The sequence below is a fragment of the Halostagnicola alkaliphila genome (genome assembly GCF_055379965.1).
The window spans coordinates 1,468,592-1,491,462 of sequence record NZ_AP043826.1; the positions used below are offsets into that span (position 1 = coordinate 1,468,592).

Genomic DNA, 22,871 nt, shown 5'->3' on the forward strand with positions numbered 1-22,871 from the left:
CAATCGAAGCCGCTGGTATGTCACTGACAACCGAGTCCGCCGTCGGGCACGACGAACTCGCCGTGCTCAAGCTTCTTGCCCTCGAAGGTGGGCTCTCCGGCGACGTGAAAATCTCCTGTTCTGCACTTGCCGATCGGCTCGGCGCGTCGAATCAGACTGCCTCGCGACGGCTGCAACGACTCGAGAGCGGCGGGCTCCTCGAACGTGAAACGGTGAGCGACGGCCAGTGGGTGGAGATCACCGACGACGGCGAAGGGATGCTCCGTGCGGAGTACGAAGAGTATCGTCGCGTCTTCGAGACGGGTGCGGAGATCGAACTCGAGGGAACTATCACCGGCGGGATGGGGGAAGGTCGCCACTACATCTCGCTGCCGGGATACAAGCGTCAGTTCGAAGACCGACTCGGGTACGATCCGTTCCCGGGGACGCTCAACGTCGATCTTCGCGAAGACAGCGTTCGCCGCCGAAGCGCGATGTCTTCGCTCGAGCCGGTTCCGATCGACGGCTGGGAGGACGACGAGCGAACCTACGGCCCGGCGGTCTGCTATCCGGCAACGGTCGAGACGGCCGACGGCGACACCTACGAGAACGCTCACACGATCGCGCCGGAACGAACGCACCACGACGACGACCAGCTCGAAGTCATCGCACCCGACAAGCTCCGCGAGGAACTCGGCCTCGAGGACGACGATCACGTGACCGTGTACGTGGGTGATCACTGATGCGGACGGAAACGGGATCGGGAACGGATGCTCGAGAAGCGACGACCGGCGAAAGCGAGTTCCGGCGTGCACTCGAGTCGCTCCGGTCGGGAGAGCCGGTTCTCGTTCACGACGCGGCGGATCGGGAAGGCGAGACGGATCTGATCTATCACGCCGACGCCGTGACTCCGGATGCCGTCGCCCGGATGCGAAACGACGCTGGCGGACTCGTCTGCGTCGCCCTCTCTCACGACGTCGCCGAGACGTTCGACCTGCCGTTTTACACCGAGGAAGTCGATCACCCCGCGGCGGCCGATCACGAACTCGGCTACGACGAACGAGCCTCGTTCTCCTTTACCGTCAACCATCGAGATACCTACACGGGAATTACGGACGACGACCGCTCGAGGACGATCCAGGCGCTCGGCGAGGCCGCCGCCGACCCCGCGACGCTCGACTTCGCCGAAGAATTTCGCATTCCCGGTCACGTTCACCTCCTCAAAGGCGCTCCCGACCTCCTCGAGCAACGGGAAGGCCACACCGAACTCGGTCTGGCGCTCGCAGATGCCGCCGAGTTGCCGCCGGCGGTCGTCGTCTGTGAGATGCTCGACGACGAGACGGGTGCGGAACTGACACCCGCTGACGCCCGTGCGTACGCCGACCGCTACGGCTTCGCGTATCTCGAGGGCCGGGACGTTCTCGAACGATTAACCTAGTTCGTCACTGCCCAGCTTATCGATCGATCCTGATTTTCCTCCGAATCTGCTTGCCGGTTTTGAAACCCGCTGACGAGTCGCCACCGACCGAAACCGCGAACGTTCATTACGGAGGGTTCCGTCTCCCTGCATATGGGATTCGACGAGATGGACGTCGACACGATCTGGATGGACGGCGAGTTTGTCGACTGGGACGACGCACAGATTCACGTGCTGACACACGGCCTTCACTACGGCAGTGGCGTCTTCGAGGGAGCACGCTGTTATGACACCGAGGAAGGGCCTGCAATTTTCCGCTGGGACGAACACTTAGAGCGGCTCTATCAGTCGTGTAAACCCTACGAGATGGAGATCGATCACACGCGCGAGGAACTTACCGAAGCGACTGTCGAACTCATCCAGCGCCAGGAGCTTCCCTCGTGTTACATCCGCCCGATCGCGTTCTACGGGTACAATTCACTGGGCGTGAGTCCCGAAGACTGCCCGACCAGAACCGCGGTCGCCGTCTGGCCGTGGGGAGCGTACCTCGGCGAAGACGCCCTCGAAAACGGCATCGAAGTGATGATATCCTCGTGGCGAAAACACGCCTCGAGCCAGATTCCGACGAACGCGAAGACGACGGGGCTGTACGTCAACAGCATGCTCGCCGGCGAGGAAGCCCGCCGTAACGGCTACGCCGAAGCGATCGTCCTCAACAAGGAAGGGGCCGTCGCCGAGGGGCCGGGCGAGAACCTCTTTATGGTTCGTGACGGCGAGATCTTCACGCCGGGGCTTTCGGAATCGATTCTCGACGGCATCACGCGCGATACGGTTATCACGCTCGCCGAAGATCTCGGCTACACCGTCCACGACAACGTCTCGATCTCTCGAGGGGAGCTCAACACGGCGGACGAACTGTTCTTTACCGGCTCCGCCGCGGAAGTGACCCCGATTCGGAAAGTCGATAACGTCGTTATCGGAAGCGGCTCTCGAGGCCCCGTGACGGAGGAACTGCAGGCCAAATTCTTCGAAGTTGTCGAGCGCCGGACCGACGAGTACGACGAGTGGTTCGACTACATCTAGTCGTCTATCGCCAGTCTACGTATCAGATATCGGGAACGCTCGACGGCAATAATTAGCACTGATCTGGCTATTTACTGCTCTGACTACTCACTAGATTGTGGCGAGCCGTCGCTATCTCCGGATTCTGTTTGATCGTCAGTAACAGCATCTTTAACCTCCGAGGTCTGTTCACTGACAGTTCCCTTGACCTCCGAAGCCTGTTCACTGACGGTCTCTTTGACCTCCGAGGTTTGTTCGCTCACGGTTTCCTTGACTTCCGACGTCTGCTCGTTGACCGATTTTTTGACTTCCGACATTCGTTCGTCGACGACGTCGATGGGGACGCCTGCGTCGATACTACGATCTTTCTCGGCGTCACCGAACCCGGCGCTCAGCACTCGAGTGAGCGCGTCTTCGACGTCTTCGTCGAGTTCCGTCAAGCGGTCCGGCTCGACTTCGATGACGAAGCCAGTCGTGATGTTCGGAGAGGTCGGCAAAAAGAGCACGATGCGACCGTCGTCGGTCTCCTTTCCGGTCTTGAATGCCGTCATCCGAAGCCCGTCCCACGTCTCGAGTTTGACCGGTTTCTGGAGCGATTCTTGTTCGCCGAAGGCAGTTTCTGCGGCCATCTTCGAGGCGTTGTAGACGACCCGCATCACCGGGACGCGGTTCGCGATATCGTCGACGATTCGTTCGAACAGTCCGCCGACGGTGGTTCGCATGAGATAACCGACCGAGAACGTCAAGATCGTAAAGACGGTCAACACGACGAGGACGCGAAGCAACTGGGCGAGCTGTTCGCGGGTCTGTACGGCCTCCGCGCTGTCGCCCGGAATCAACGGCTCGAGGGCGGACGGCTCGAGAATCAGTCCGGGAACGAGCCCGGCGATAAGACCGTAAATCCAATAGATGACATAGAGCGTGACGAGGATCGGGCCGAGAACGATGAGCCCGCTCGCGAAGTCCCGTTTCCACGAAGCCATGTAGTGAAGCTCACACTAGGGGATTAAGAGCCCTTCCCTTTGCCGACCGAGCGGGAATCGAGGGTGCGCGGAGCCAACGCTTATGTTATCGAACAGACATACGTCTCGTATGTACAGCGCACTCGTCGCGATCATTTCGTGTCTTTTTCTCCTCGCCGGTATCGTCGGCGTGTACGAGACGCGGTTGTACGATGCTGCAGATCTCGCTGAGGCACCGCGTCTCTTCGTTCTGTACTCCCTCACAATGGGACTCGTCGGCCTCGCGGGCGCGGCATGTCTGTTGTGGCTGCTCAGCGGGCGGAGTCTGGACGCGGGGGTGTTCACGCCGATCGTCATCCTTTCTGCGTTACCCACCGTCGTTCAGTATTGGATGCACCGCAAGATGGGACGGGACTCGAGTCCGTTGCCCGACCACGTGAGCACCCGGCTCCACGAGCGATACGGCGACGGGAGCTGAGGGATGCCCGAATATGGGGAAGTCAGAACCCAAGAATCCCACGATCGTCGCGATCGAACTCGTTTTGCTCGCGCTCGCCCCGCCGCTCGTGTTCGGGCTGGGTGTCGCTGCGGTGGGCGGGTGGGACACGTTCGTCGCGGGCGCACTCGTCGGCGGGATCGTCGGCATTTCCGCGGCCTCGATCCGTCGCGAACTTCACGGAATGGACGGCGGAGATTAACGTCGAAGTGAGCGTCGTGTCTCGAGACGAATCACCAGCGGTTAAGACACGCTGGTTCCTTCCGGGAAATATGGGTATACTCGAGACAGTTGCTATCGCGTTCTGGGTCATGTTGCCCGCTTACGTTCCGAACAACGTTGCCGTGTTAGCCGGCGGCGGACGGCCGATCGACGGCGGCCGAACCTGGGGTGACAAACGCGTTCTGGGGGACGGCAAATCCTGGCGCGGGACGGCCGCCGGCGTGATCGCTGGGATCGCACTTGCGGGGATTCTAACGTTCTTTGCGTCCGATGTTAGCAGTGCGGTCGGGTTCGACCTACCGGAGTTCACCCCGCTCGCCGCGCTCGGACTCGCCGGCGGTGCGATGCTCGGCGACATCCTCGCCTCGTTCGCGAAACGGCGGACGGGACGCCAGCGCGGGGCGATGTTCCCCGGCGTCGACCAGCTCGATTTTGTCGTCGTCTCGCTACCGCTGACGGCGTTGCTCGCACCCGAGTGGTTCTTCGACTGGTTCACTCTGGGCGTTATTCTCGTCGTCGTCGTCCTCACGCCGGTGCTTCACGTGACGACGAACATGATCGCGTACAAACTGGAACTGAAGAACGAACCCTGGTAGCCTCGAGCGAACGATCGGATATCGTCTGAGTCCTCTTTTCGACACTGGTTGTCGGGGTTATTCGGGCGTCGCGGGAATCTCCCTCACTGCATCCGGAAGGTCTTCAGGGGCCGACCACGGAATAACGCGATCACTGGCGGCCTCCTCGAGTGCGGCGAGATGGGACGCGGCCATGCCGTTATCGTACTGTTCGCGTCGTTTCGATTCCGTTTCGTAGACGCGCTTTAGCAACCAGAGAACGTCCCGGATGCGAGACTGCTGGTGGTATAGGTATCCGAGCTCCCAGACGTGTCCGCCGTCGTAATCCTCGAGGACGCCGACGACGTGGGTCGCCATTCCAGAGAGGATATCGAACGCCGGGGCCCACAGTTCCAGTTCCTCGCCGGTGAAGCCGAAATCCTCGAGTCGGAACGCGGTCGCCGACCGGCGCTCCTCGAGTAGGTCACAGACTGTCCGTCGCCGTTTTCCCGGGCCGTCGTCGCCACCGCGTCCGATCACTAGATACCGCCGGTCGGCGCGTCTGATGTCCGCAAACCGTTCCCCGTGGAGGCGGTTTTTGAGCCGTTCGTGCTGGGCCGGTGTCGGAGAAAGCGTGTTTCCGCCCGCCTCGGCTAACTCACCGGGTTCAACGCCGTCGATATACCCGTCGTCGGGGTCCGTCGGCGGAGCGTCATCAGGGTTCGACATACGCCGACAACGAACGAAGAATAAATCAATGTTCCGATCAGTTGGGTTACCACCTGGGTTAGTATTTAGGAACCGATTGAGCGCCTCCCGAGAACCATTCTCGAATTACTCGAGAAATACTTGACAAACAGTCGGTCTCAGCAACCAAGTGTTTATGCCGGATGAACCAGTAGTAGTCGGTATGCACCCGCAAACGACGCAGCCCAACGGCGGTGGCGGGAACGTAGGACCGGGGACGGAGTTCAACACGTGGAAGGCGCTCCAGAAGGCCACGGACAAAAGCCGCGCGAATCTCATCGCCGACGTGATCGGCCACCCGAAGGGCGCTCCGAGCGTCGACGAACTCGATTACATGAATCCGAGCCTCGAGAAAGACGCCATCAGAAATCACCTGAAAACCCTTCAGAGCGTCGGCGTCGTCGAAGTACTCGAGATCGAAGCGGGGGAACGAACTCGAGGGTTTCCCTACAAGTTCTACCGAATCACGGACGACGCACGGGAGCTGTTCGACGAGAACGGGTTGTTCCCGCGGGACCCGTGGCGACGACAGTACGATCGCGTCGAAAAGACGGGGGAGATCGAAGAACTGCAGGAGATGCCGCGTCCGAACCCGTAGCCCACTCTATTCGCGTTCGTTTCACCGGTTTTACTCGTTCGTCTCCACTCTCGAGCGGAGATCCGCGATCGCGTCGTCGTAGGCTTCGTGTGCCCGCTCGAAGTTCGTCGGCTCCTGGATCATTCCGAAGAAGCCGTGGATCATGTCGTCGTAGTTGTGGTAGGTGACGGGAACGCCCGCTCCCTCGAGCCGATCGGCGTATGCCGCGCCGTCGTCGCGAAGTGGATCGAACCCGGCGGTGAGGATCGTCGCCGGCGGGAGCCCCGAGAGATCGGCCGCGAGCCGCGGGGCGGCGTAGACGTTCCCCCGTTGAATTTCGTTCTCGAAGTAGTGGTCCTCGAACCACGTCATCTCGTCTGCGGTCAGGAAGTAGCCGTCGCCGTTTTCCTCGTAGGAATCCGTCTCGGTGATGTCTCCCGTCGCGGGGTAGACGAGCAGTTGCGCGGCAACGTCAGGGCCGTTCTGATCGCGTGCGAGCAGCGCCGTTCCCGCGGCGAGGTTTCCGCCGGCGCTGTCGCCCGCGAGAACGATTCGTGACGAGTCTGCCTCGAGGTCGGGAGCGGCGTCTGCGGCCCACTCGAGGGCGGCGTAACAGTCCCGCAGTCCGGCGGGGAACGGGTGTTCCGGCGCGAGTCGGTAATCGACGCTGACGACGGGATAACCGGATTCCGCGGCGAGCTTTCGACAGGTTCCGTCGTGGGTGTCGATGCTGCCGATGACCCACCCGCCACCGTGGAAGTACAGGAGCAGCGGCCGATCGGATTCGGGCTCGTCGCTCGGCTCGTAGATTCTGATCGGGAGGTCGCCGCCGGGGCCGTCGATACTGCGGTTCTCGATCGACGCGAGTTCGATCGGCGAGTCGCCGCGATCGATCATGTCCTCGAAGAGCCCTCGAGCAGCCTTCGGCGAGAGATCGCTAAAGTCCGGCGCGTCGATCGATTCGTAGACCTCGAGAAACGCCTGGACGTCGGGATGGGGCTCGTCGGCGCGGGACGGTGTCATTGTTCGACATACTTGGCTCCGAGATAAAAAACTACGTCCGCCGGAAGTACGGTCGTTCTGGTCGTCGAATCGACGACAAAAGCGGGCGCGTTCCACACCGCTTATTTCGCCTCGGGTCACTGCTTCGAGCATGACCAATCAGGACCTCATCGAGTCGCTCAGCGCGGCCGATGCAGTTCGGTTCGGCGAGTTCGAACTTTCCCACGGCGGAACCAGCGAGTACTACGTCGACAAGTACCTCTTCGAAACCGATCCCGACTGTCTCGAGGCCATCGCCGAGGCCTTCGCGGACCGACTCGATGAGGACGACAAACTCGGCGGCGTCGCGCTCGGAGGCGTGCCACTGGCCGCTGCGACCAGCGTTGCCGGGGGCGTTCCCTACGTCATCGCGCGCAAGCAACGAAAGGACTACGGAACCGCGAATCTGGTCGAGGGCCGACTCGAGGAGGGGGAGGAAGTAGTCGTCGTCGAGGATATCGTCACGACTGGAACGAGTCTCGTCGACGCCGTCGAGGCGCTCCGGGAGGCGGGAGCGACGGTCGAACGGGCGCTCGTCGTCGTCGACCGCGAGGAAGGAGGTCGGGAGAACGTCGAAGGGGCGGGCGTGGAGATGGAATCGCTCGTGACCGCGAGCGAGTTGCTGGAGTCTCGATGATTGCGTTGGAATCCCGCTGATCGCGTTGGAAGCCCGATAATCGTGTTGGGGTCTCGACACACGTGGTATCGCCCCGTGATCGACGGGAACAAACCGCTCAACACCAGAAAGCTGGATTCACTCCTCGGCTCCCCAGTTTATTCTTTATGGCTGTAATACCGGTACACCGCGAGCGCGAACGCGAGGACGCCGACGACGGCGAGCCCGCCGCCGACGAGCACCTGCCCTTGGATTGCCAAAAGCATCAACCCGAGACTTCCCGCCAGTAGGCCAGCCTGGACGAGCACCAAAATATAGACGAACGTCATCAGCCGCTCCCGAGGAATGTTCTGAATGTCCTCCTCGAACGCGGCGTCGTCAGACGACGACTCGTCCCCGAGCGGAAACGAATCCTCGTCGTCCTCCTCGAACGGGAACGGATCGAACACCATGGGTGAACGGAGTGTCCGAGCCCTGAAAACAGTTCAGCCTACGCTGGCTCGTAACAACGAGGTATCCGTCGACGGCCACCGTCGTAACCGCTCTCCGGAGCTTTCGAGGGCCCGTTCGCCGCTTCACCATCACAACGCTTTTAACCTACTCGAGACTACGCGTAATCACGATGGTAGGTGTCCGTTTTACAGGGCCGTTCGCCCGCTTTTAACACTCACCTACCGTTCGTCGTCTCGAATTCGGTCGTTCGACGAACGGCGCGTGCGCGACACCACCGGACTTCTCGACGGAGTCCCACCACTTACTCATAAGACACAGCCACAGCCATGTCAGAACCAGACTCACAAGCGGAATCACAGGAACAGATCGTCGTCGTCCTCCCGGACGGCTCGGAGCTCGAGGTCGACGCCGGCGCAACGGTCGAAGACTGCGCCTACGAGATCGGTCCCGGACTCGGACGGGATACCGTCGCCGGGAAACTCGACGGCGACCTCGTCGCGAAAGAAGCACCCGCCTACGACGGCGCGGCACTCGAGATCATCACGGAGGGATCGGACGAATCCCTGCGAGTCATGCGCCACTCGGCGGCTCATTGCCTCGCACAGGCGGTCGAACGTCTCTACGACGACCCGAAACTCGCGATCGGGCCGCCGACGGACGACGGCTTCTACTACGACTTCGACGACCTCGATATCGACGAATCGGATCTGGAAGCGATCGAGGCGGAGATAGAGGAGATCATCGAAGAGGACTACGAGATCGAACGCGAGGAGGTCTCGATCGAGGACGCCGAGCAACGACTCGCCGACGAGCCGTACAAACTCGAACTCCTCTCCGAACTCGCCGCCGAGGGCGAGCAAGTAACCTTCTACAGCCAGGGCGAGTGGGAGGACCTCTGTGCCGGCCCCCACGTCGAGTCGACCGGTGAAATCGGAGCCGTAAAACTCCTCGAGATCGCCGGCGCGTACTGGCGCGGCGACGAGGACAACACGATGCAAACGCGCATCTACGGCACGGCCTTCGAAGACCAGTCGGACCTCGAGGACTACCTCAATCGCCTCGAGGAAGCCGAGGAGCGAGACCACCGCAAGATCGGCAACGAAATGGATCTGTTCTCGATCCAGGACGTTACGGGTCCCGGTCTCCCGCTGTATCACCCGCCGGGAAAGACGGTCCTCCGGGAACTCGAGTCCTTCGTCGAGGAGCTGAACGAGGACGCGGGCTACGACTACGTCGAGACGCCTCACGTGTTCAAGACGGACCTCTGGCACCGCTCGGGTCACTACGAGAACTACGAGGACGACATGTTCATCTTCGACGTCGGCGACGACGAGTTCGGTTTGAAGCCGATGAACTGTCCCGGCCACGCCGCGATTTTCCAGGATCACTCCTGGAGTTATCGGGACATGCCGGTTCGGTACGCGGAAAACGGGAAGGTGTACCGGAAGGAACAGCGGGGCGAACTCTCCGGGCTCTCCCGCGTCTGGGCCTTTACCATCGACGACGGCCACCTGTTCGTCAAGCCCCAGGGGATCGAACACGAGGTCGAGACGATCATCAACATGATCACGGACGTCCTCGAGACGTTCGACTTAGAGTTCGAGATGGCGCTCGCGACGCGACCCGAGAAGAGCGTCGGGAGCGACGAGATCTGGGAGAAGGCCGAATCTCAGCTTCGATCGGTGCTCGAGAAGCGAAACCTCGAGTACGACGTCGAGGAGGGCGACGGGGCGTTCTACGGACCGAAGATCGACTTCGCGTTCGAGGATGCCATCGGCCGCAACTGGGACGGGCCGACGGTCCAACTCGACTTCAACATGCCCGAGCGCTTCGACCTCTCCTACGTCGGCGAGGACAACGAAGAGCACCGCCCGGTCATGATCCACCGCGCACTCTACGGCTCTTACGAACGGTTCTTCATGATGCTCATCGAGCACTACGAGGGGAACTTCCCGTTCTGGCTCGCGCCGGAACAGATCCGCGTGCTCCCGATTTCGGATTCGAACCTCGGTTACGCCCACCGCGTCGCCAACGAGTTCGAGGCGTTCCGCGTCGAGGTCGACGACCGAGATTCGACCCTCGAGCGGAAGATTCGCGCGTCCCACGACGACCGCGTGCCCTACCAGATCATCGTCGGCGACAACGAGGAAGACGACGGCACGATTTCGGTGCGAGACCGATTCGAGGACCAGAAGTACGACGTCGAAATCGACGCGTTCCGAGCGCACCTCGAGACCGAGCGCGACGAGAAACGACCGGAACCCGACTTCCTCGAGGAGTAAGCTGCTGGAACCGAACACAGCCACTCCTCACATCTTCGTGCTGATTCTCCCGTTCGGCTCTTTCGAAATATCCATGGTTGTGGGATCGTGCATATCTATATGAACAGAGCTGAGAAAGCAGCCCTCCAGTTGCGCGCCGTCGACGTGTTGTGCATGCTCAAGGAAACCCGCACCTACGACGAACTCGAGGCCAAGACCGGCCTTCCGGCGGGCGATCTCAACCGGTACGTCAACGGGCACGTGCTTCCGGGAACCGACCGCGCTCGAGCGGTCGTCGAGGACCTCGGCAAGGAGGCCCTCGCCGAGGAGCTCGAGGCGCGGATCCAGGTCGACGGCGAAGGATACGTCGATAACTCCGGCGTCGTCTTCGATCAGCCGTTTTTGAACCTCGCGGCCCCCGTCGTCGCGGACAGCTTCGGCTTCGATCGACCGGATGTCGTCCTCACGGCCGCAACTGACGGCATCACGCTCGCGGCATCGCTCGCGAGCTACTACGGAACGCGGTGTGCGTACGCGAAGAAACGAAAGGAGACGGCCGTCGAGGAGTTCATCGAGGCTCGCGAGCGGCTCGATTCGGGAATCGAGATCACTTACTACCTGCCCGAATCATCGATCGGCGAGGGGGAATCCGTCCTCGTCGTCGACGATCTTATCCGCTCGGGAGAGACGCAGGAACTCCTCCTCGATATCGTCGAAACGGCGGACGCGAACGTCGCCGGCGTCTTTGCACTGATCGCGGCCGGCAACGACGGTATCGAACGCGCCCGCGGACGGACCGATTCGGTCGTCGACGCACTCACAACCGTTCAGGCCTGAGCGTGGCCGAACGGCAGCGGAGCGCCCGCTCAAGTCGATCCGCTGGAATTTAACATTCACAACCGTTTAGGCCGAACGGTGTTGTACCCCAAGAATCAGTATGAACTTTCAGTATATTCTCTGAGAAATGACCTCTGATCTCCGAAATACGCCGTACGTGAGTATATGACATGATGAATCATTAGGTTTATGTGCGTCCCCGCTGACCATCGAAGTACGACAATGACGAAGACAGTTATCCTCGGCGTGATCGGCTCCGACGCACACGTCGTCGGCATTACGATCCTCGAGCAGGCGCTGAACGCGGCCGGATTCGACGTCGTCAACCTCGGCGTCCAGAGCTCCCAGCAGGAGTTCGTCGACGCCGCGACGGATCACGACGCCGAAGCTGTACTCGTCTCCTCGCTTTACGGCCACGCCGAACAGGACTGTCAGGGATTCCACGAACGGGTCGCGGACGCGGACCTCGAGGACGTGACGACCTACATCGGCGGCAACCTCTCGGTCGGTCAGAACGACTTCGAGGAAACCGAAGAGAAGTTCCGCGCAATGGGCTTCGATCGCGTCTTCAACTCCGAGACGGACCCGGAGGATGCAATCGAAGCGCTCCGAGCGGATTTGGATATTCGGCCGCCGGAGTCCGAATCCGAGCGTGAAGGGACGCAGACCGTTTCAGTGTAGTGTCCTAACGCACCGGGTTAAGACACGAAAAGGAGATTCGCTCGTCTCCGACGCGGTTACGTTTTCGCCGGCTTCCGTCACGCTCCTCGATCACTCTCCGTCATCGATCAGGCGTCGGGTATTACGCTAGCTCAGCTCGGCTTCCTCGAGTTCGTCGAACAACCCTTCGACCCGTCCTCGAACCTCGTCGCGAATCTCGTGGACCGCCTCGAGCTCTCGTCCGTGAGGGTCCGTCAAATCCCAGTCGCGAACGTCCGTCTCGGCGTCGATCTCGAGGGTCGAACAGCCCATGGTCGCGACGTACGCACACGATTCGAGTTCCGCCTCGGAGATTTCCCGGGGTTTACGATCCGTAAGGTCGATACTATCCTCACTCATCGCCTCGAGAACGATATCGTGAACGGAGTCGGCCGGGTGGGTTCCGCCGGATCGGATCTCGATGTCGTCCTCGAGATTCCGTCGCTCGCGCTCGCGTTCCGCGTACGCGGTCGCCATCTGACTTCGACCGGCGTTCTGGACGCAGACGAATCCGATTCGAACTGGATCTGCGGACATGGTCGACCGCAGGGAGTCGACCACCGTAATCGTTCGTATGAGTCCTACTGTGTGAAACGTAGTCGTCTTGACGTCGATCGCGACGGATCGAACGAGATCGCGCGAACGGTTATTTTTTCGATAGTTCCTCAGATATTAGTGGTTGACGAGGTATCCGGTGTCGCCGAAACGTCCGTGCAGCCGTCGAACCTTTCGGCCGGCCGGTCCGTTGTCCGATGATGGGGCGATTCTGCTCTGCGGTTGGATCTGCTCTGCGGTTACCTGACGATCGTTACCGGAACGGGCGATCGGCGGGCGACCGTCTCGGCGACGCTTCCGAGGAGGATCCGACTCGCACCGGTTCGGCCGTGGCTGCCGACGATGATCTGATCGGCCTCGTGTTCCTCGACGTAGTCGACGATGGAGCGTGAGATACCGCCGATGACGCGGTCCGTGTCGATCTCGACGCCGCGTTCGGCGGCGAGTTCGGTCGCGTTTTCTAAGATCTGGTCGGCCTGATTCTCGTGGTGCTGTTGGATCTGGTCGTAGTTGGCCATCGCGCCGCCTTCCATGCCGGTCGCCGCGTAGAAGTCCCCCGGATCGAGGACGTGCAGCGCCGTAATATCGGCGTCGGGGAACTCTGCGACGGCGAACTCGAGTGCGTCCGTCGAGCGATCCGAGTTGTCAACTGGAACGACAATCCGTTTGCTCATACGCGAAAATACGGTCGGGAACAAAATAAGTGTCTGCCCGATTCCCGGCTAGTTGTCTTTCTCGGTGTCTCTATGTATCTTGCGTGGCATCGAGATACGGCTCGAGTGAAACCGCTGCGGCCGTTGGGTGGTGTCGGGCACTCGAGAGACAGAACTCTCTCGAGACGACGTGTCGAAATCGAGAAAACGTAAATCGACGGCTTACTTCGCGTCGGTGCTACCGCCGTTGTTCGACGGTCGAACGTTCTCTGCGCCCTTACCACGGGTGTGAAGTCCGCGGTTCGATTTACCCGCGTTGGTGAGGCCACGGAACGCACGGTTGGTGTGGTTGTCGTTGCAGATCCAGCCGAGGTCGTCGTCGTTCTCGATGGCGGGGTGGTTCGGATCGACGAGGATCACTTCGAACCACTTCTGGCTGCCGTCTTCCCCGACCCAGTAGCTGTTGAGCACCCGCATGTTGGGGTACTTCCGGGAGACGCGTTCTTCACCCATGCGCTGGATGTTCTTGCGTCGACCGATCCGGTTGACACCCTGTCGTTTCGTTCGGCGACCGGCTTTGTGTCGCTGCTTCCGAGCGGTTCCTTTGCGGACTGAGACGCGCGTGACGATGATCCCCTGTTTGGCCTTGTAGCCGAGTTCGCGCGCCTTGTCCAGTCGCGTCGGGCGATCGATGCGCTCGATTGCGCCCTGGTCGCGCCAGTCCTGTTTTCGCTGCCACTGCAGTTCGCCGAGCTTTCCGTCGCCCGGACTTTTCCATGCCTCCTTGATGTGGGAGTAAAAGCTTCGTGCCATTGTCTGTATCTGCGGGCGTTTCCTGGTTCAGAACCCAGCGAGAGGACCTCGTGTGTTCCACATCCCGACCTGTGACGTTCGTCGAACAGGTGCCCGCTGTCGCCCGCGGACCAGCGAGTCACTTGCAACTATCCAACTTGCGAGTATAAGAGCTTCGAAGCGCCACGCCTCGAGTCGTGGGCTCGAGGCACACGCACCAGCCCGTCCGGGAGGTGAATCCGTAGTTCGAACTTTCATTCCGCGCTTCGAGCCGCTCTACGCTCCCCAGAGACACCAAAGTACATATACATGTCTGTGAAAAACAAGATGCAATGACGACTGAACCCGAGCGGCAAAAAGACATCCTCCTCATGCTCTTTGCCGTGCAGTTCTCCCTGCTCGTCCTCGTGCTGGCGGCGTGGATGTGGCCCCTATTGTTATTTCCAGTTCTGCTCACGTTTCACGTGATGAAAGCCGAATATACCCGTCGACTCGAGGAATATCACGGCCGAGCCGAAGCCGATCCGGCCGACGATTAAGCGACCGGTTCATATCGGCTCGAGACCGAAACGACGAAGCCGCAACTACGTTACTCGGTTCTGGATGCACGCTGTAAACCGAATCCGATTTCGAAGAATCAGTCGACGAAGTCGATATCTTCTTCTTCTGCACTCGCACCCTGTGGCTGGACGGATTCGCCGTTGGGTTGTCCGTAGATCTGTGGCGATTCGACGCCGGTCACGACGATCATGGTTCGCATGCTGCCCTCGAGGCTCTCGTCGATCGAGGTCCCCCAAATGATGCGCGCGTCGGGATCGATCCGGTCGTAGATCTCCTCGACGACACCTTCCGCCTCTTCGATGGACATGTCGTTGCCACCGGTGACGTTAACGAGCGCGGAGCTGGCGCCCGAAATGTCGACGTCGAGAAGCGGCGAGCGGAGGGCGGTCTTGACCGAGTCTTCGGCCTTGGCTTCGGAGTCGGATTCGCCGAGTCCGATCATCGCGACGCCGCCCCGTTCCATCACGGTGCGAACGTCGGCGAAGTCCAGGTTGACGAGACCGGGTTTCGTGATGAGTTCCGTGATGCCCTTGACCGAGCGCATCAGGACCTCGTCGCTGACCTTGAACGCCTGTTTGACCGGCAGTTTGCCGACCGAATCGAGCAGGCGGTCGTTCGGAACGACGATGACCGTATCGGAAACGTCTCGAAGTCGCTCGAGGCCCGCTTCGGCGTTCGTTCGCCGAACCTCGCCTTCGGCCGTAAACGGAGTCGTGACGATCGAAATCGTGAGCGCGCCGGATTCGCGGGCCGCTTTCGCGACAACGGGGGCTGAGCCGGTCCCCGTGCCGCCGCCGAGTCCCGCCGTGACGAACACCATATCGGAGCCGTCGATCGCGTCGTAGATATCCTGTTGGCTCTCGAGGGCGGCCTCCTCGCCGACCTGCGGGAGTGAGCCTGCCCCGCGGCCGCCGGTCTTTTGCTCGCCCATCAGGATCTTCGTGTCGGCTTCGATTTCGACGAGATGCTGGACATCCGTGTTCGCGGCGACCAGCTTCGCGCCGTGAATTCCCTCTTCCCCCATCCGGTTGACGGTGTTTCCGCCGGCACCGCCACAGCCGACGACTGTGATATCAGTCTGGAGATCGTCGAGTACGTCGAGTAGTTCGTCGTCGGTCATCGTCCCCGAAGTATTGCCGTCGACCGCTTCGGCCTCGTCGGGGAGGTGCTCAGGCTCCCCCTCCTCGGCCTCGTCGATGGCATCGTCGATTATAGAGTCCATCCTTGCCCTTGACTTAACGATGGAGCATAATTACCTTTCCCCTACACGTCAGACGACTGTCTGACACGGTAATACCCTATTACGTCTCGGATCGCTGATCCCGAAAATCCCGTCTCAGTCGCGCTGTAAGATGATCTTACCGTCGTAGTAATCGATTTACACTGGAAACCGACGTATCCGATCAGTCCGAACGTCTTCAGGATTGATAGCTTTTCCGTCGACGGTGACAGTGGACCCGTTCGCGAGCGCGCCGAACTTCGGTCCCTCGGGGACGCCCGCTTCGGCTGCGAGGGCCGGATCGAACGCTCGTTCCTCGGCGACGACGGCGTCGCCCTCGAGTCGAACCCGTTCGTACTTCTCCGCTAAGACGTCCGCGAGCGCTTCGATCAGCGACGGCGGAACCGTCTCCGAGGGAAACGCCGCGGTCGATCCGACTCGACTGCCCCCGTTCTCGGTCGTGAACGCGATGGCGTTCGCCTCCACGCTCTCGCGGACCCGATCGGGGTCGATCCCTTCCGCGGTGTCGAGTAATTCCGTCGGAAGCCCAACCGCTGAAAACGCCTCAGCGGCCGCCCCGCTATCCTCGAGATTCACTCGTTCGTCACCGAATCTGGTTCCCTCGTCGACGACACCAAGTTCCGATTCGATTGCGCGGACGAGTTCGAGCGGCCGGTCGCCGACCTCTCGGAGCCAGGTTTCACTCACGATTTCGTAGCCGAGGTCCTCGATGACGACCTCGAGCGCTGGCCACGTTCCTTCGATGACGGCCAATTCGGCTCCGCTGGTTTCGAAGGCGGCGTCGATCACGTTGCGGTGTTCCTCGGGAGCGCCCATGGCCTCGAGTGCCCACTCCGAGGCGATGTGGCCGACCGCCCACGACGTTTCCTCGACGATGCGCTGGTATCGCGGCACATAGTGATTGCCGCCGAACCCCACGACCTGTCTTTCGCGGTGTGGTTCGACGGCACGATTTTTGCGACCTCCCAGCTCGAGGATAGCGCGGGCGACTGCTCGGGCTCCGTCGGGATCATCCCACTGCGGTTCGTCGCTGCCGAGCTCGGCGAACAACGAGGGACAGCCGACGTCCGTCGGACCGTGGTGTGTACACTCCATTCCAACCTCGTAGTTCTCGGGTGCGTGTTCGTCGAACGCCTCGAGGAGCCACGCGTGGGCGTTCGGACACGTTTCTGCGAGCGCGTGGTCCTCGCCGCCGTACTCCGCGGGGCCGAAGTTGCCGGTGAAGTGTGCGGTCAACAACGCACCCGTGTCTCCGGCGTGTTTGGAGGCGAACACCAGCAGATCGGGGTCGCAATCGAAGACGTCGACGGGCTGCTCGAGATCCAGATGGCGCTCCTCGAACGAACGGAGTTCGAAATCCTCGGTACGGTAGTAGGTACCGCCGCCGTCGGCGTCCGGCCGCGAGTCGTCCTCGAGGGTCTCCCACTCTCCCTCCTCGCGGAGAAACGAGCAGATGTGAGTCGACGCGCGGTCGGCCCGGCTTTCGACGATAGCGATCACGGCACGTGATCGGTCGGGCTCGATTGAATACGTGACGCTTTCGGTCCCCGTGTGGTGCAACTTCTCCATCGGCGGAATCGTCCGAAATCGTCGAGGCCTCACGGAAGCAGCAGATAGACGAAGATCCCGTACCCGACGACCAGCGCGCCGCCGTCGAGCCGCGACAGTCGTCGACCGTACCCCATCATCGCGACCAGCACGAGGGTGAATGCGACCAGAATCGGAAACTCGAACAGGAGCGTGCTTTCGGAGACCTGAATCGGCGTGATAAGGGCGAGAATACCAAGTACGGCCAGGATATTGTATATGTTCGAGCCGACGACGTTTCCGATCGCGAACTCCGTTTCGCCGCGGACTGCGCCAACGACGGAGGCGGCGAGCTCCGGAAGTGACGTTCCGAGCGCGAGTACCGTCAGTCCGATAACGAGATCCGAGAAGCCGAACGCGGACATGAGGTCTGTCCCGCCGGAGACCAGCCAGCGGGAGCCGACGACGAGTGCGACCAGGCCGCCGAGTACGTACGCGACATCCGAGAGTTCGATTCCGTCGCCGGCGTCGGGATCGTCGACAAGCGGTGCTGGATCGGCTCTCGACGAGTAGACGAGATAGGCGGTAAAGCCGACGAGCGCGGCGAGCAGTATCGCCCCCTCGAGGCGACCGATCACGCCGTCGACCCCCATAACGACGAGCAAGAACGCGGCGAACACCATGAACGGAACGTGTCGCTTCATGGCGACTTCGCTGATCGACAGCGGGTGGATCAGCGCCGAAACGCCCAGGACGAGCCCGATGTTGGCGATGTTCGAGCCGAGAACGGTTCCGAGACCGATATCCGTCGAGACATCGAGCGCGCCGGTCATCGCGACGGACAGTTCGGGCGCGGTCGTTGCAAACGCGATGACGGTGACGCCAACGGTCGCCGCCCGGAGACCGATTCCGAGCGCGAGACGCCCCGCGCCGGCCACGAGCAACTCCGCTCCACCGTAGAGGGCAACGATACCCGCGACGAGGAGCGCGATCGCGACGAGGATTTCCGAGCCGACGGGCATTGGCCCCGAATACTCGAGAGCGGCGTATAAGCTGCCCGGAACGAACGATGGGTAGTCGCCTCGGGGTGGTGATCAGCCGTCAGCGATGCAATTCGTGTGCGACGGCCAGCCCACCGAAACGTTCTCGCGTCGGATCCGGTATTGACGACCGAAGTCACACCGGTTATATTCCCGCCGTCACGAGCGTTGGTATGCACGTGTTTGGCATCATCGGAAACCCCATCGGGCACTCGCTCTCGCCGCCGATGCACGAAGCGGCGTACGACGAACTCGGACTCGACGGACGGTACGTAACCTTCGAACCGGATCCAGCGGATCTCGAGGCCGCAGTTAACGGTGCGGATGCACTCGGCATCAACGGCATGAACGTCACGATCCCGTTCAAACAGGACGTTCTCGGAATCGTCGACGCGGGCGACCTCGCAACGCGCATCGGCGCGGTCAACACGATCGACTTCTCGGGACCGACGCCGACGGGTCACAACACCGACGCGGTCGGGGCGATTAGAGCGCTTCGGGATCACGATGTCGCACTCGAGGGTGCAACCGCCGTCGTCGTCGGCGCTGGTGGCGCGGGGCGCGCGATCGCGTTCGGGCTCGCCGATGCGGGCGCGACCGTCGAGATCGCGAATCGAACCGAGTCGACGGCCCACGAACTCGCCGAGGTCGTTCCGGACGCGACGGGTCACGGCCTCGAGTCGCTCGAGGAGTTACTCGCCGACGCCGATATCGTGGTTAACGCGACGAGCGTCGGCATGGAAACGGACGAGACACCGATTCCGGCCGACGCGCTTCACGGCGACCTCGCGGTGATGGACGCGGTCTACCGGCCGCTCGAGACGAGACTCCTCCGCGACGCCGCGGCGGTCGGCGCGACGACGATCGACGGGGCGTGGATGCTCCTCTATCAGGGCGTCGAAGCGCTCGAGATCTGGACCGGCGAGGACGCCCCCGTCGAAGCGATGAACGAGGCGCTTCGTAACCGTCTCTAGCCCCCTTTCCTGTCTCCGGATCGAACGGGTTTAAGTGAGCGAATCAACAATGTTCGGTTAATGGGAATCCTTCAGAAGCTGAAGTCGGTACTCGGTCTCGGTGACTCGGGATCGGAATCGGCTCGTTCTCGAGACGTCGGGGTCACCGTCGAACGCGAGCGGACCCAGGACGAGACGGACGAGGACGGCGCTACCGATGCCGCAGCACCCGAATCCGACGAGGACACCGCAGCGGCCGGCACCGCGGCCTCGAGTTCGACCGGTTCGATGACCCAATCGACAGACTCGACCGAGGAGGCGGCCGAACCGGCCGAAGCGACCGGACCGACGGACACCGACGCAACGCCGACGACCGAGAAGACACCCGAACAGGGCGAACAGAGCCCCACACCGGATACCGATGACGGCTCCGAAATCGTCGAAGACGACGACGGGCTATCGGACGATGAGGACGATTCCGAGACCGTCGAAGACGACGAGACGGCGATCGACGACGGAGTGTCGGACGACACAGACGAGGCGCCATCCGATGACGGGGAACCGGACGACTCCGAACCTGTCGAATCCGACGAGGAGGCCGCAGCGGCCGGCACTGCGGCCTCGAGTTCGACCGATTCGATGACTCAATCGCCGGATTCGACGGCGGAAGCCGCGGAGCCCGCCGAGGCGGCCGGTCCGACCGACGCAGACGCGAAACCGTCGGCCGACAAGACACCGGCGGAAGACGGCCAGCCCGACGACTCCGAACCCGGTGACGAGGTCGAACAAGCGGCGTCGGAGTCCACTGTTGATGGCGAACCGACCGACTCGATTAAAGGAATCGGCCCAGCCTACGCGGACCGACTCACTGAGGCGGGCGTCGAAACCGTCGAAGAGCTCGCGGAGGCCGACGCGGCGGAACTGGCCGACGAGACGGAAATTTCGGAGACGCGACTGCAGGGCTGGATCGACAGAGCGCAGGTTCGTTGACGATTCGACACCGCCAGGCCCGACATCGATCGGACTCAACGGGCTCGAGACCACGCGATCCGCCCCGGCGGAAAGCGAGGACGTTTCTCGAGGCCACGCGATGTATCTTCGACCGCGCGATGGTTCACAATCGGTCGCGCTCGCACCTCTATTCCACGACGGTTCGCGTTTTCTTCGCTCCGCGTTGGTTTCCATTTTCTTGGCCGTGGCCCGCTCCGAAACCGCAAGATCATTACTTTGCTCACTCGTTCCCTGTCGTATGACCGAGCCGCGGATCGTGACGACGCTCGAGTCCGTTCGAGAGACCGTCCGGTCCGAACTGCGACGGATGAATCACTCCGGGACGAGCGGCCCGCTCGAGACCGTAGGCGTTGAGGACGGCGTTCGCGTTCCGATCGAAGTTCGCGTTTCCGTCGACGACCCGTTTCTGGCGTACCGACGAGCGCGGGGAGGGTCCGGCGGCGCGTTCCTCGAAACGACCGGCGGACAGCCGGGGTGGGGATACTTCGGCGTCGATCCGGTCGACCGACTTACCGTTAGCCCGAAGGCCGCGATTCGAGGCGGCGGCAACGATCAGTCATCGTCTCCCGCGCTCGCCGCTCTCGAGGGGCTTCTCGATGGAGAGGGTCTCGTTCGCGGCGACTGTACGATACCCTATCCCTGCGGAGCGATCGGCTGGCTCTCCTACGACATCGTCCGCGAACTCGAGGAGCTTCCCGAATCCGCCGTCGACGACCGGGGGCTTCCGCGACTCGAGGTGGAACGCTTCGACCGCCTCGCCGCCTGGGAGGAACCGACCGAGGGCGAGGTCACGCTTCGCGTAACCGCCTGTCCGAAAATCGATCTCGACGGCGATATCGAATCCGGCGGAAAAACGGTCGCGGACGATGCCATCGAGTCCGCGTACGAACGCGGTCTGACCCGTGCGCTGGAACTCGCACAGGATGCACTCGAGGGCGAGATCGATCCACTCGAGCCGCCCGTCTCGAGGTCGGAGGCGACCTTCGAGAGCGATTGCGGCCGCGAGACCTTCGCCGATCGGGTGCGTCGAGTGAAAGAATACGTCCACGACGGCGACACCTTTCAGGCGAACATCTCGCAGCGACTCACCGCCCCCGCCGCGGTCCACCCCGTCGCGGCCTACGACGCGCTCCGGCGCGTAAATCCGGCACCGTACTCCTGTCTGCTCGAGTTCCGCGCCGCGGATTTGGTGAGCGCGAGCCCCGAACTCTTGCTCGAGCGCGAGGACTCGTTCGTCCGGACCGAGCCCATCGCCGGCACCCGCCCTCGGGGCGAAACCGCTGCGGAGGATCGGGCGCTCGAGGCGGACATCCTCAGCGACGAGAAAGAACGCGCCGAGCACGCGATGTTGGTCGACCTCGAGCGAAACGATCTCGGGAAGGTCTGTGCCTACGGCTCCGTCGACGTCGAGGAGTACCGTCGGGTCGATCGGTACTCCGAGGTCATGCACCTCGTCTCGGACGTCACCGGACGGCTTCGGGAGGGCGAATCGCTCGCCGACGCGATCGCGGCGGTCTTCCCGGGCGGCACGATCACCGGAGCTCCCAAGCCCCGAACAATGGCGATCATCGACGAACTCGAGGCGACCCGACGGGGCCCTTACACGGGAAGCGTGGGTATCTTCGGCTTCGACGGCCGCGCCACGCTGAACATCGTGATCCGAACGCTCGTTCGCCACGAAGACGAGTATCACCTCCGCGTCGGGGCCGGTATCGTCGAGGATTCGGTTCCAGATCGGGAGTACGACGAAACGCTCGATAAGGCTCGAGCCCTGTTGACCGCCGTCGACGAGGCCCTCGGAGAGCGAGCCGCGATGGGACTCGAGGGCGGTGACGGAGACGGGGGAGAAGCGTCCGCGGGGCGCGAGGCCCGAACGTCCACGGAAGGTGATCGCGATGAGTGACGGAACGACGATTCTCGTCGTCGATAACTACGACTCGTTCGCCTACAACCTCGTCCAGTACGTCGGCGAAGTCGCCGACGAGGTCGTCGTCCGGCGCAACGACGAGATCGACCTCGAGGACGTTTCGACGCTCGACCCCACCGGGATTGTCGTTTCGCCGGGGCCGGGAACGCCCGAGGAGGCTGGGATTTCTATTCCGCTGTTTGCGGAGACCGGATATCCGATCCTCGGCGTTTGTCTGGGTCATCAGGCGCTCTGTGCGGCCAACGGATCGGCGGTCGTCCACGCGCCGAACGTGGTACACGGGAAACCCTCGGTCGTCACCCACGACGGGGACGGGATCTTCGCGGGCGTCCCCGAACCGTTTCAGGTCGGCCGGTACCACTCGCTGGCGGTCGAACGTGCGGAACTACCCGATGCGCTCGAGGAGACCGCCAGCACGGCCGACGAGCGCGAGGTGTTGATGGGCGTTCGCCATCGAGCGAAACCCCAAATCGGGGTCCAGTTTCATCCCGAGAGCATCCTCACACGAGGGGCTGAGGGGACTGATTCGGATACTGCGAACGAACGACCCGATGACGGGGACCCACGCACTCGAGGCGAATCGATCTCGCTCGAGGTCGGCAAACGATTGATCCGGAACTTCTGTGCGCTGGCGGCCGAGGCTGGCGACGATCAACCAGAATCAAACGCCCGCAACTCGAGGTGACACT

General features: G+C 62.1%; 25 protein-coding genes and 1 pseudogene. 16 read left to right on the forward strand and 10 right to left on the reverse strand.

Annotated features, from left to right (window positions below; all coding sequences use genetic code 11):
• Positions 1 to 17: 17 nt before the first annotated feature.
• From ACZ5C7_RS12385 to ACZ5C7_RS12395, 3 genes are all read left to right on the forward strand, one after another.
• Positions 18 to 722 carry a DUF120 domain-containing protein gene (locus ACZ5C7_RS12385; protein ID WP_464376615.1) on the forward strand — a complete coding sequence of 235 codons (705 nt, stop codon included), beginning with the start codon at positions 18 to 20 and terminating at the stop codon, positions 720 to 722.
• Positions 722 to 1,417 (forward strand): 3,4-dihydroxy-2-butanone-4-phosphate synthase, encoded by a 696-nt coding sequence (gene ribB, locus ACZ5C7_RS12390; RefSeq protein ID WP_464376616.1) that lies wholly within the window; start codon positions 722 to 724, stop codon positions 1,415 to 1,417. Before ACZ5C7_RS12385 ends, ribB begins: the two co-directional genes overlap by 1 nt.
• 132 nt (positions 1,418 to 1,549) lie before the next feature.
• Positions 1,550 to 2,479, forward strand: coding sequence for a branched-chain amino acid transaminase (locus tag ACZ5C7_RS12395; protein WP_464376617.1), 930 nt, complete (start codon positions 1,550 to 1,552; stop codon positions 2,477 to 2,479).
• Between the two features lie 299 nt (positions 2,480 to 2,778).
• On the opposite strand, the pseudogene ACZ5C7_RS12400 reads toward ACZ5C7_RS12395, so the two are convergent.
• A pseudogene (locus tag ACZ5C7_RS12400) lies at positions 2,779 to 3,441 on the reverse strand (DUF502 domain-containing protein); the annotation flags it as partial.
• A gap of 109 nt (positions 3,442 to 3,550) precedes the next feature.
• Between ACZ5C7_RS12400 and ACZ5C7_RS12405 the strand changes: the two are divergent.
• The 3 genes from ACZ5C7_RS12405 to ACZ5C7_RS12415 all read left to right on the forward strand — a co-directional run bounded on the left by ACZ5C7_RS12405 (position 3,551) and on the right by ACZ5C7_RS12415 (position 4,734).
• On the forward strand, positions 3,551 to 3,898 hold the full coding sequence (locus ACZ5C7_RS12405) for a hypothetical protein (RefSeq protein ID WP_464376618.1): 348 nt from the start codon (positions 3,551 to 3,553) through the stop codon (positions 3,896 to 3,898).
• 13 nt (positions 3,899 to 3,911) lie between these two features.
• Complete coding sequence (locus ACZ5C7_RS12410) at positions 3,912 to 4,118, forward strand: hypothetical protein (RefSeq protein ID WP_464376619.1); 207 nt, start codon at positions 3,912 to 3,914, stop codon at positions 4,116 to 4,118.
• Between the two features lie 70 nt (positions 4,119 to 4,188).
• Positions 4,189 to 4,734: a CDP-2,3-bis-(O-geranylgeranyl)-sn-glycerol synthase gene (locus ACZ5C7_RS12415; protein ID WP_464376620.1), complete on the forward strand. Its 546-nt coding sequence runs from the start codon at positions 4,189 to 4,191 to the stop codon at positions 4,732 to 4,734.
• A gap of 57 nt (positions 4,735 to 4,791) precedes the next feature.
• Here ACZ5C7_RS12415 and ACZ5C7_RS12420 read toward each other — a convergent pair whose 3' ends face one another.
• On the reverse strand, positions 4,792 to 5,421 hold the full coding sequence (locus ACZ5C7_RS12420; RefSeq protein ID WP_464376621.1) for an aminopeptidase: 630 nt from the start codon (positions 5,419 to 5,421) through the stop codon (positions 4,792 to 4,794).
• Between the two features lie 181 nt (positions 5,422 to 5,602).
• Between ACZ5C7_RS12420 and ACZ5C7_RS12425 the strand changes: the two genes are divergently transcribed.
• Entirely contained in the window at positions 5,603 to 6,037 is a 435-nt protein-coding gene (locus ACZ5C7_RS12425) for an ArsR family transcriptional regulator (RefSeq protein WP_464376622.1), read from the forward strand.
• 30 nt (positions 6,038 to 6,067) lie between these two features.
• On the opposite strand, the gene ACZ5C7_RS12430 is transcribed toward ACZ5C7_RS12425, so the two are convergent.
• A complete protein-coding gene (locus ACZ5C7_RS12430; RefSeq protein ID WP_464376623.1) occupies positions 6,068 to 7,039 on the reverse strand; it encodes an alpha/beta hydrolase in 972 nt (323 codons plus the stop codon).
• A 130-nt stretch (positions 7,040 to 7,169) separates the two neighbouring features.
• Here ACZ5C7_RS12430 and pyrE point away from each other — a divergent pair, with 130 nt between their 5' ends.
• Positions 7,170 to 7,694 carry an orotate phosphoribosyltransferase gene (gene pyrE, locus ACZ5C7_RS12435; RefSeq protein ID WP_464376624.1) on the forward strand — a complete coding sequence of 175 codons (525 nt, stop codon included), beginning with the start codon at positions 7,170 to 7,172 and terminating at the stop codon, positions 7,692 to 7,694.
• Between the two features lie 137 nt (positions 7,695 to 7,831).
• Here the strand turns inward: pyrE and ACZ5C7_RS12440 are convergent, their stop codons facing one another.
• Entirely contained in the window at positions 7,832 to 8,125 is a 294-nt protein-coding gene (locus tag ACZ5C7_RS12440) for a DUF7322 domain-containing protein (protein ID WP_464376625.1), read from the reverse strand.
• 327 nt (positions 8,126 to 8,452) lie between these two features.
• Between ACZ5C7_RS12440 and thrS the strand changes: the two genes are divergently transcribed.
• The 3 genes from thrS to glmS all read left to right on the forward strand — a co-directional run bounded on the left by thrS (position 8,453) and on the right by glmS (position 11,905).
• Positions 8,453 to 10,408, forward strand: coding sequence for a threonine--tRNA ligase (gene thrS, locus ACZ5C7_RS12445; RefSeq protein ID WP_464376626.1), 1,956 nt, complete (start codon positions 8,453 to 8,455; stop codon positions 10,406 to 10,408).
• 99 nt (positions 10,409 to 10,507) lie between these two features.
• Positions 10,508 to 11,224, forward strand: coding sequence for a phosphoribosyltransferase family protein (locus tag ACZ5C7_RS12450; protein ID WP_464376627.1), 717 nt, complete (start codon positions 10,508 to 10,510; stop codon positions 11,222 to 11,224).
• 222 nt (positions 11,225 to 11,446) lie between these two features.
• Positions 11,447 to 11,905, forward strand: coding sequence for a methylaspartate mutase subunit S (glmS, locus tag ACZ5C7_RS12455; protein WP_464376628.1), 459 nt, complete (start codon positions 11,447 to 11,449; stop codon positions 11,903 to 11,905).
• Between the two features lie 126 nt (positions 11,906 to 12,031).
• Here glmS and ACZ5C7_RS12460 read toward each other — a convergent pair whose 3' ends face one another.
• From ACZ5C7_RS12460 to ACZ5C7_RS12470, 3 genes are all read right to left on the reverse strand, one after another.
• Positions 12,032 to 12,460: an arsenate-mycothiol transferase ArsC gene (locus tag ACZ5C7_RS12460; RefSeq protein WP_464376629.1), complete on the reverse strand. Its 429-nt coding sequence runs from the start codon at positions 12,458 to 12,460 to the stop codon at positions 12,032 to 12,034.
• A 257-nt stretch (positions 12,461 to 12,717) separates the two neighbouring features.
• Entirely contained in the window at positions 12,718 to 13,152 is a 435-nt protein-coding gene (locus ACZ5C7_RS12465; RefSeq protein WP_464376630.1) for a universal stress protein, read from the reverse strand.
• Between the two features lie 201 nt (positions 13,153 to 13,353).
• Complete coding sequence (locus tag ACZ5C7_RS12470) at positions 13,354 to 13,944, reverse strand: 50S ribosomal protein L15e (protein WP_464376631.1); 591 nt, start codon at positions 13,942 to 13,944, stop codon at positions 13,354 to 13,356.
• Between the two features lie 311 nt (positions 13,945 to 14,255).
• Here ACZ5C7_RS12470 and ACZ5C7_RS12475 point away from each other — a divergent pair, with 311 nt between their 5' ends.
• Complete coding sequence (locus ACZ5C7_RS12475) at positions 14,256 to 14,462, forward strand: hypothetical protein (protein ID WP_464376632.1); 207 nt, start codon at positions 14,256 to 14,258, stop codon at positions 14,460 to 14,462.
• A 98-nt stretch (positions 14,463 to 14,560) separates the two neighbouring features.
• On the opposite strand, the gene ftsZ is transcribed toward ACZ5C7_RS12475, so the two are convergent.
• The 3 genes from ftsZ to ACZ5C7_RS12490 form a co-directional block, all read right to left on the reverse strand.
• Positions 14,561 to 15,706, reverse strand: a complete 1,146-nt coding sequence (ftsZ, locus tag ACZ5C7_RS12480) for a cell division protein FtsZ (protein ID WP_283834430.1) — start codon at positions 15,704 to 15,706, stop codon at positions 14,561 to 14,563.
• Positions 15,707 to 15,862: 156 nt separating this feature from the next.
• Complete coding sequence (locus ACZ5C7_RS12485; RefSeq protein WP_464376633.1) at positions 15,863 to 17,293, reverse strand: D-aminoacyl-tRNA deacylase; 1,431 nt, start codon at positions 17,291 to 17,293, stop codon at positions 15,863 to 15,865.
• Between the two features lie 29 nt (positions 17,294 to 17,322).
• Positions 17,323 to 18,273 (reverse strand): calcium/sodium antiporter, encoded by a 951-nt coding sequence (locus ACZ5C7_RS12490; RefSeq protein WP_464376634.1) that lies wholly within the window; start codon positions 18,271 to 18,273, stop codon positions 17,323 to 17,325.
• Between the two features lie 191 nt (positions 18,274 to 18,464).
• On the opposite strand from ACZ5C7_RS12490, the gene ACZ5C7_RS12495 reads away from it, so the two are divergent.
• The 4 genes from ACZ5C7_RS12495 to ACZ5C7_RS12510 all read left to right on the forward strand — a co-directional run bounded on the left by ACZ5C7_RS12495 (position 18,465) and on the right by ACZ5C7_RS12510 (position 22,867).
• The gene (locus tag ACZ5C7_RS12495) at positions 18,465 to 19,265 is read left to right on the forward strand and encodes a shikimate dehydrogenase (protein ID WP_464376635.1); all 801 of its coding nucleotides are present in this window, start codon (positions 18,465 to 18,467) and stop codon (positions 19,263 to 19,265) included.
• Positions 19,266 to 19,325: 60 nt separating this feature from the next.
• Positions 19,326 to 20,234, forward strand: coding sequence for a DUF4332 domain-containing protein (locus ACZ5C7_RS12500; protein ID WP_464376636.1), 909 nt, complete (start codon positions 19,326 to 19,328; stop codon positions 20,232 to 20,234).
• Positions 20,235 to 20,562: 328 nt separating this feature from the next.
• The gene (gene pabB / locus ACZ5C7_RS12505; RefSeq protein ID WP_464378443.1) at positions 20,563 to 22,158 is read left to right on the forward strand and encodes an aminodeoxychorismate synthase, component I; all 1,596 of its coding nucleotides are present in this window, start codon (positions 20,563 to 20,565) and stop codon (positions 22,156 to 22,158) included.
• On the forward strand, positions 22,151 to 22,867 hold the full coding sequence (locus tag ACZ5C7_RS12510; protein ID WP_464376637.1) for an anthranilate synthase component II: 717 nt from the start codon (positions 22,151 to 22,153) through the stop codon (positions 22,865 to 22,867). The genes pabB and ACZ5C7_RS12510 overlap by 8 nt, the downstream gene beginning before the upstream one ends.
• Positions 22,868 to 22,871 lie beyond the last annotated feature (4 nt).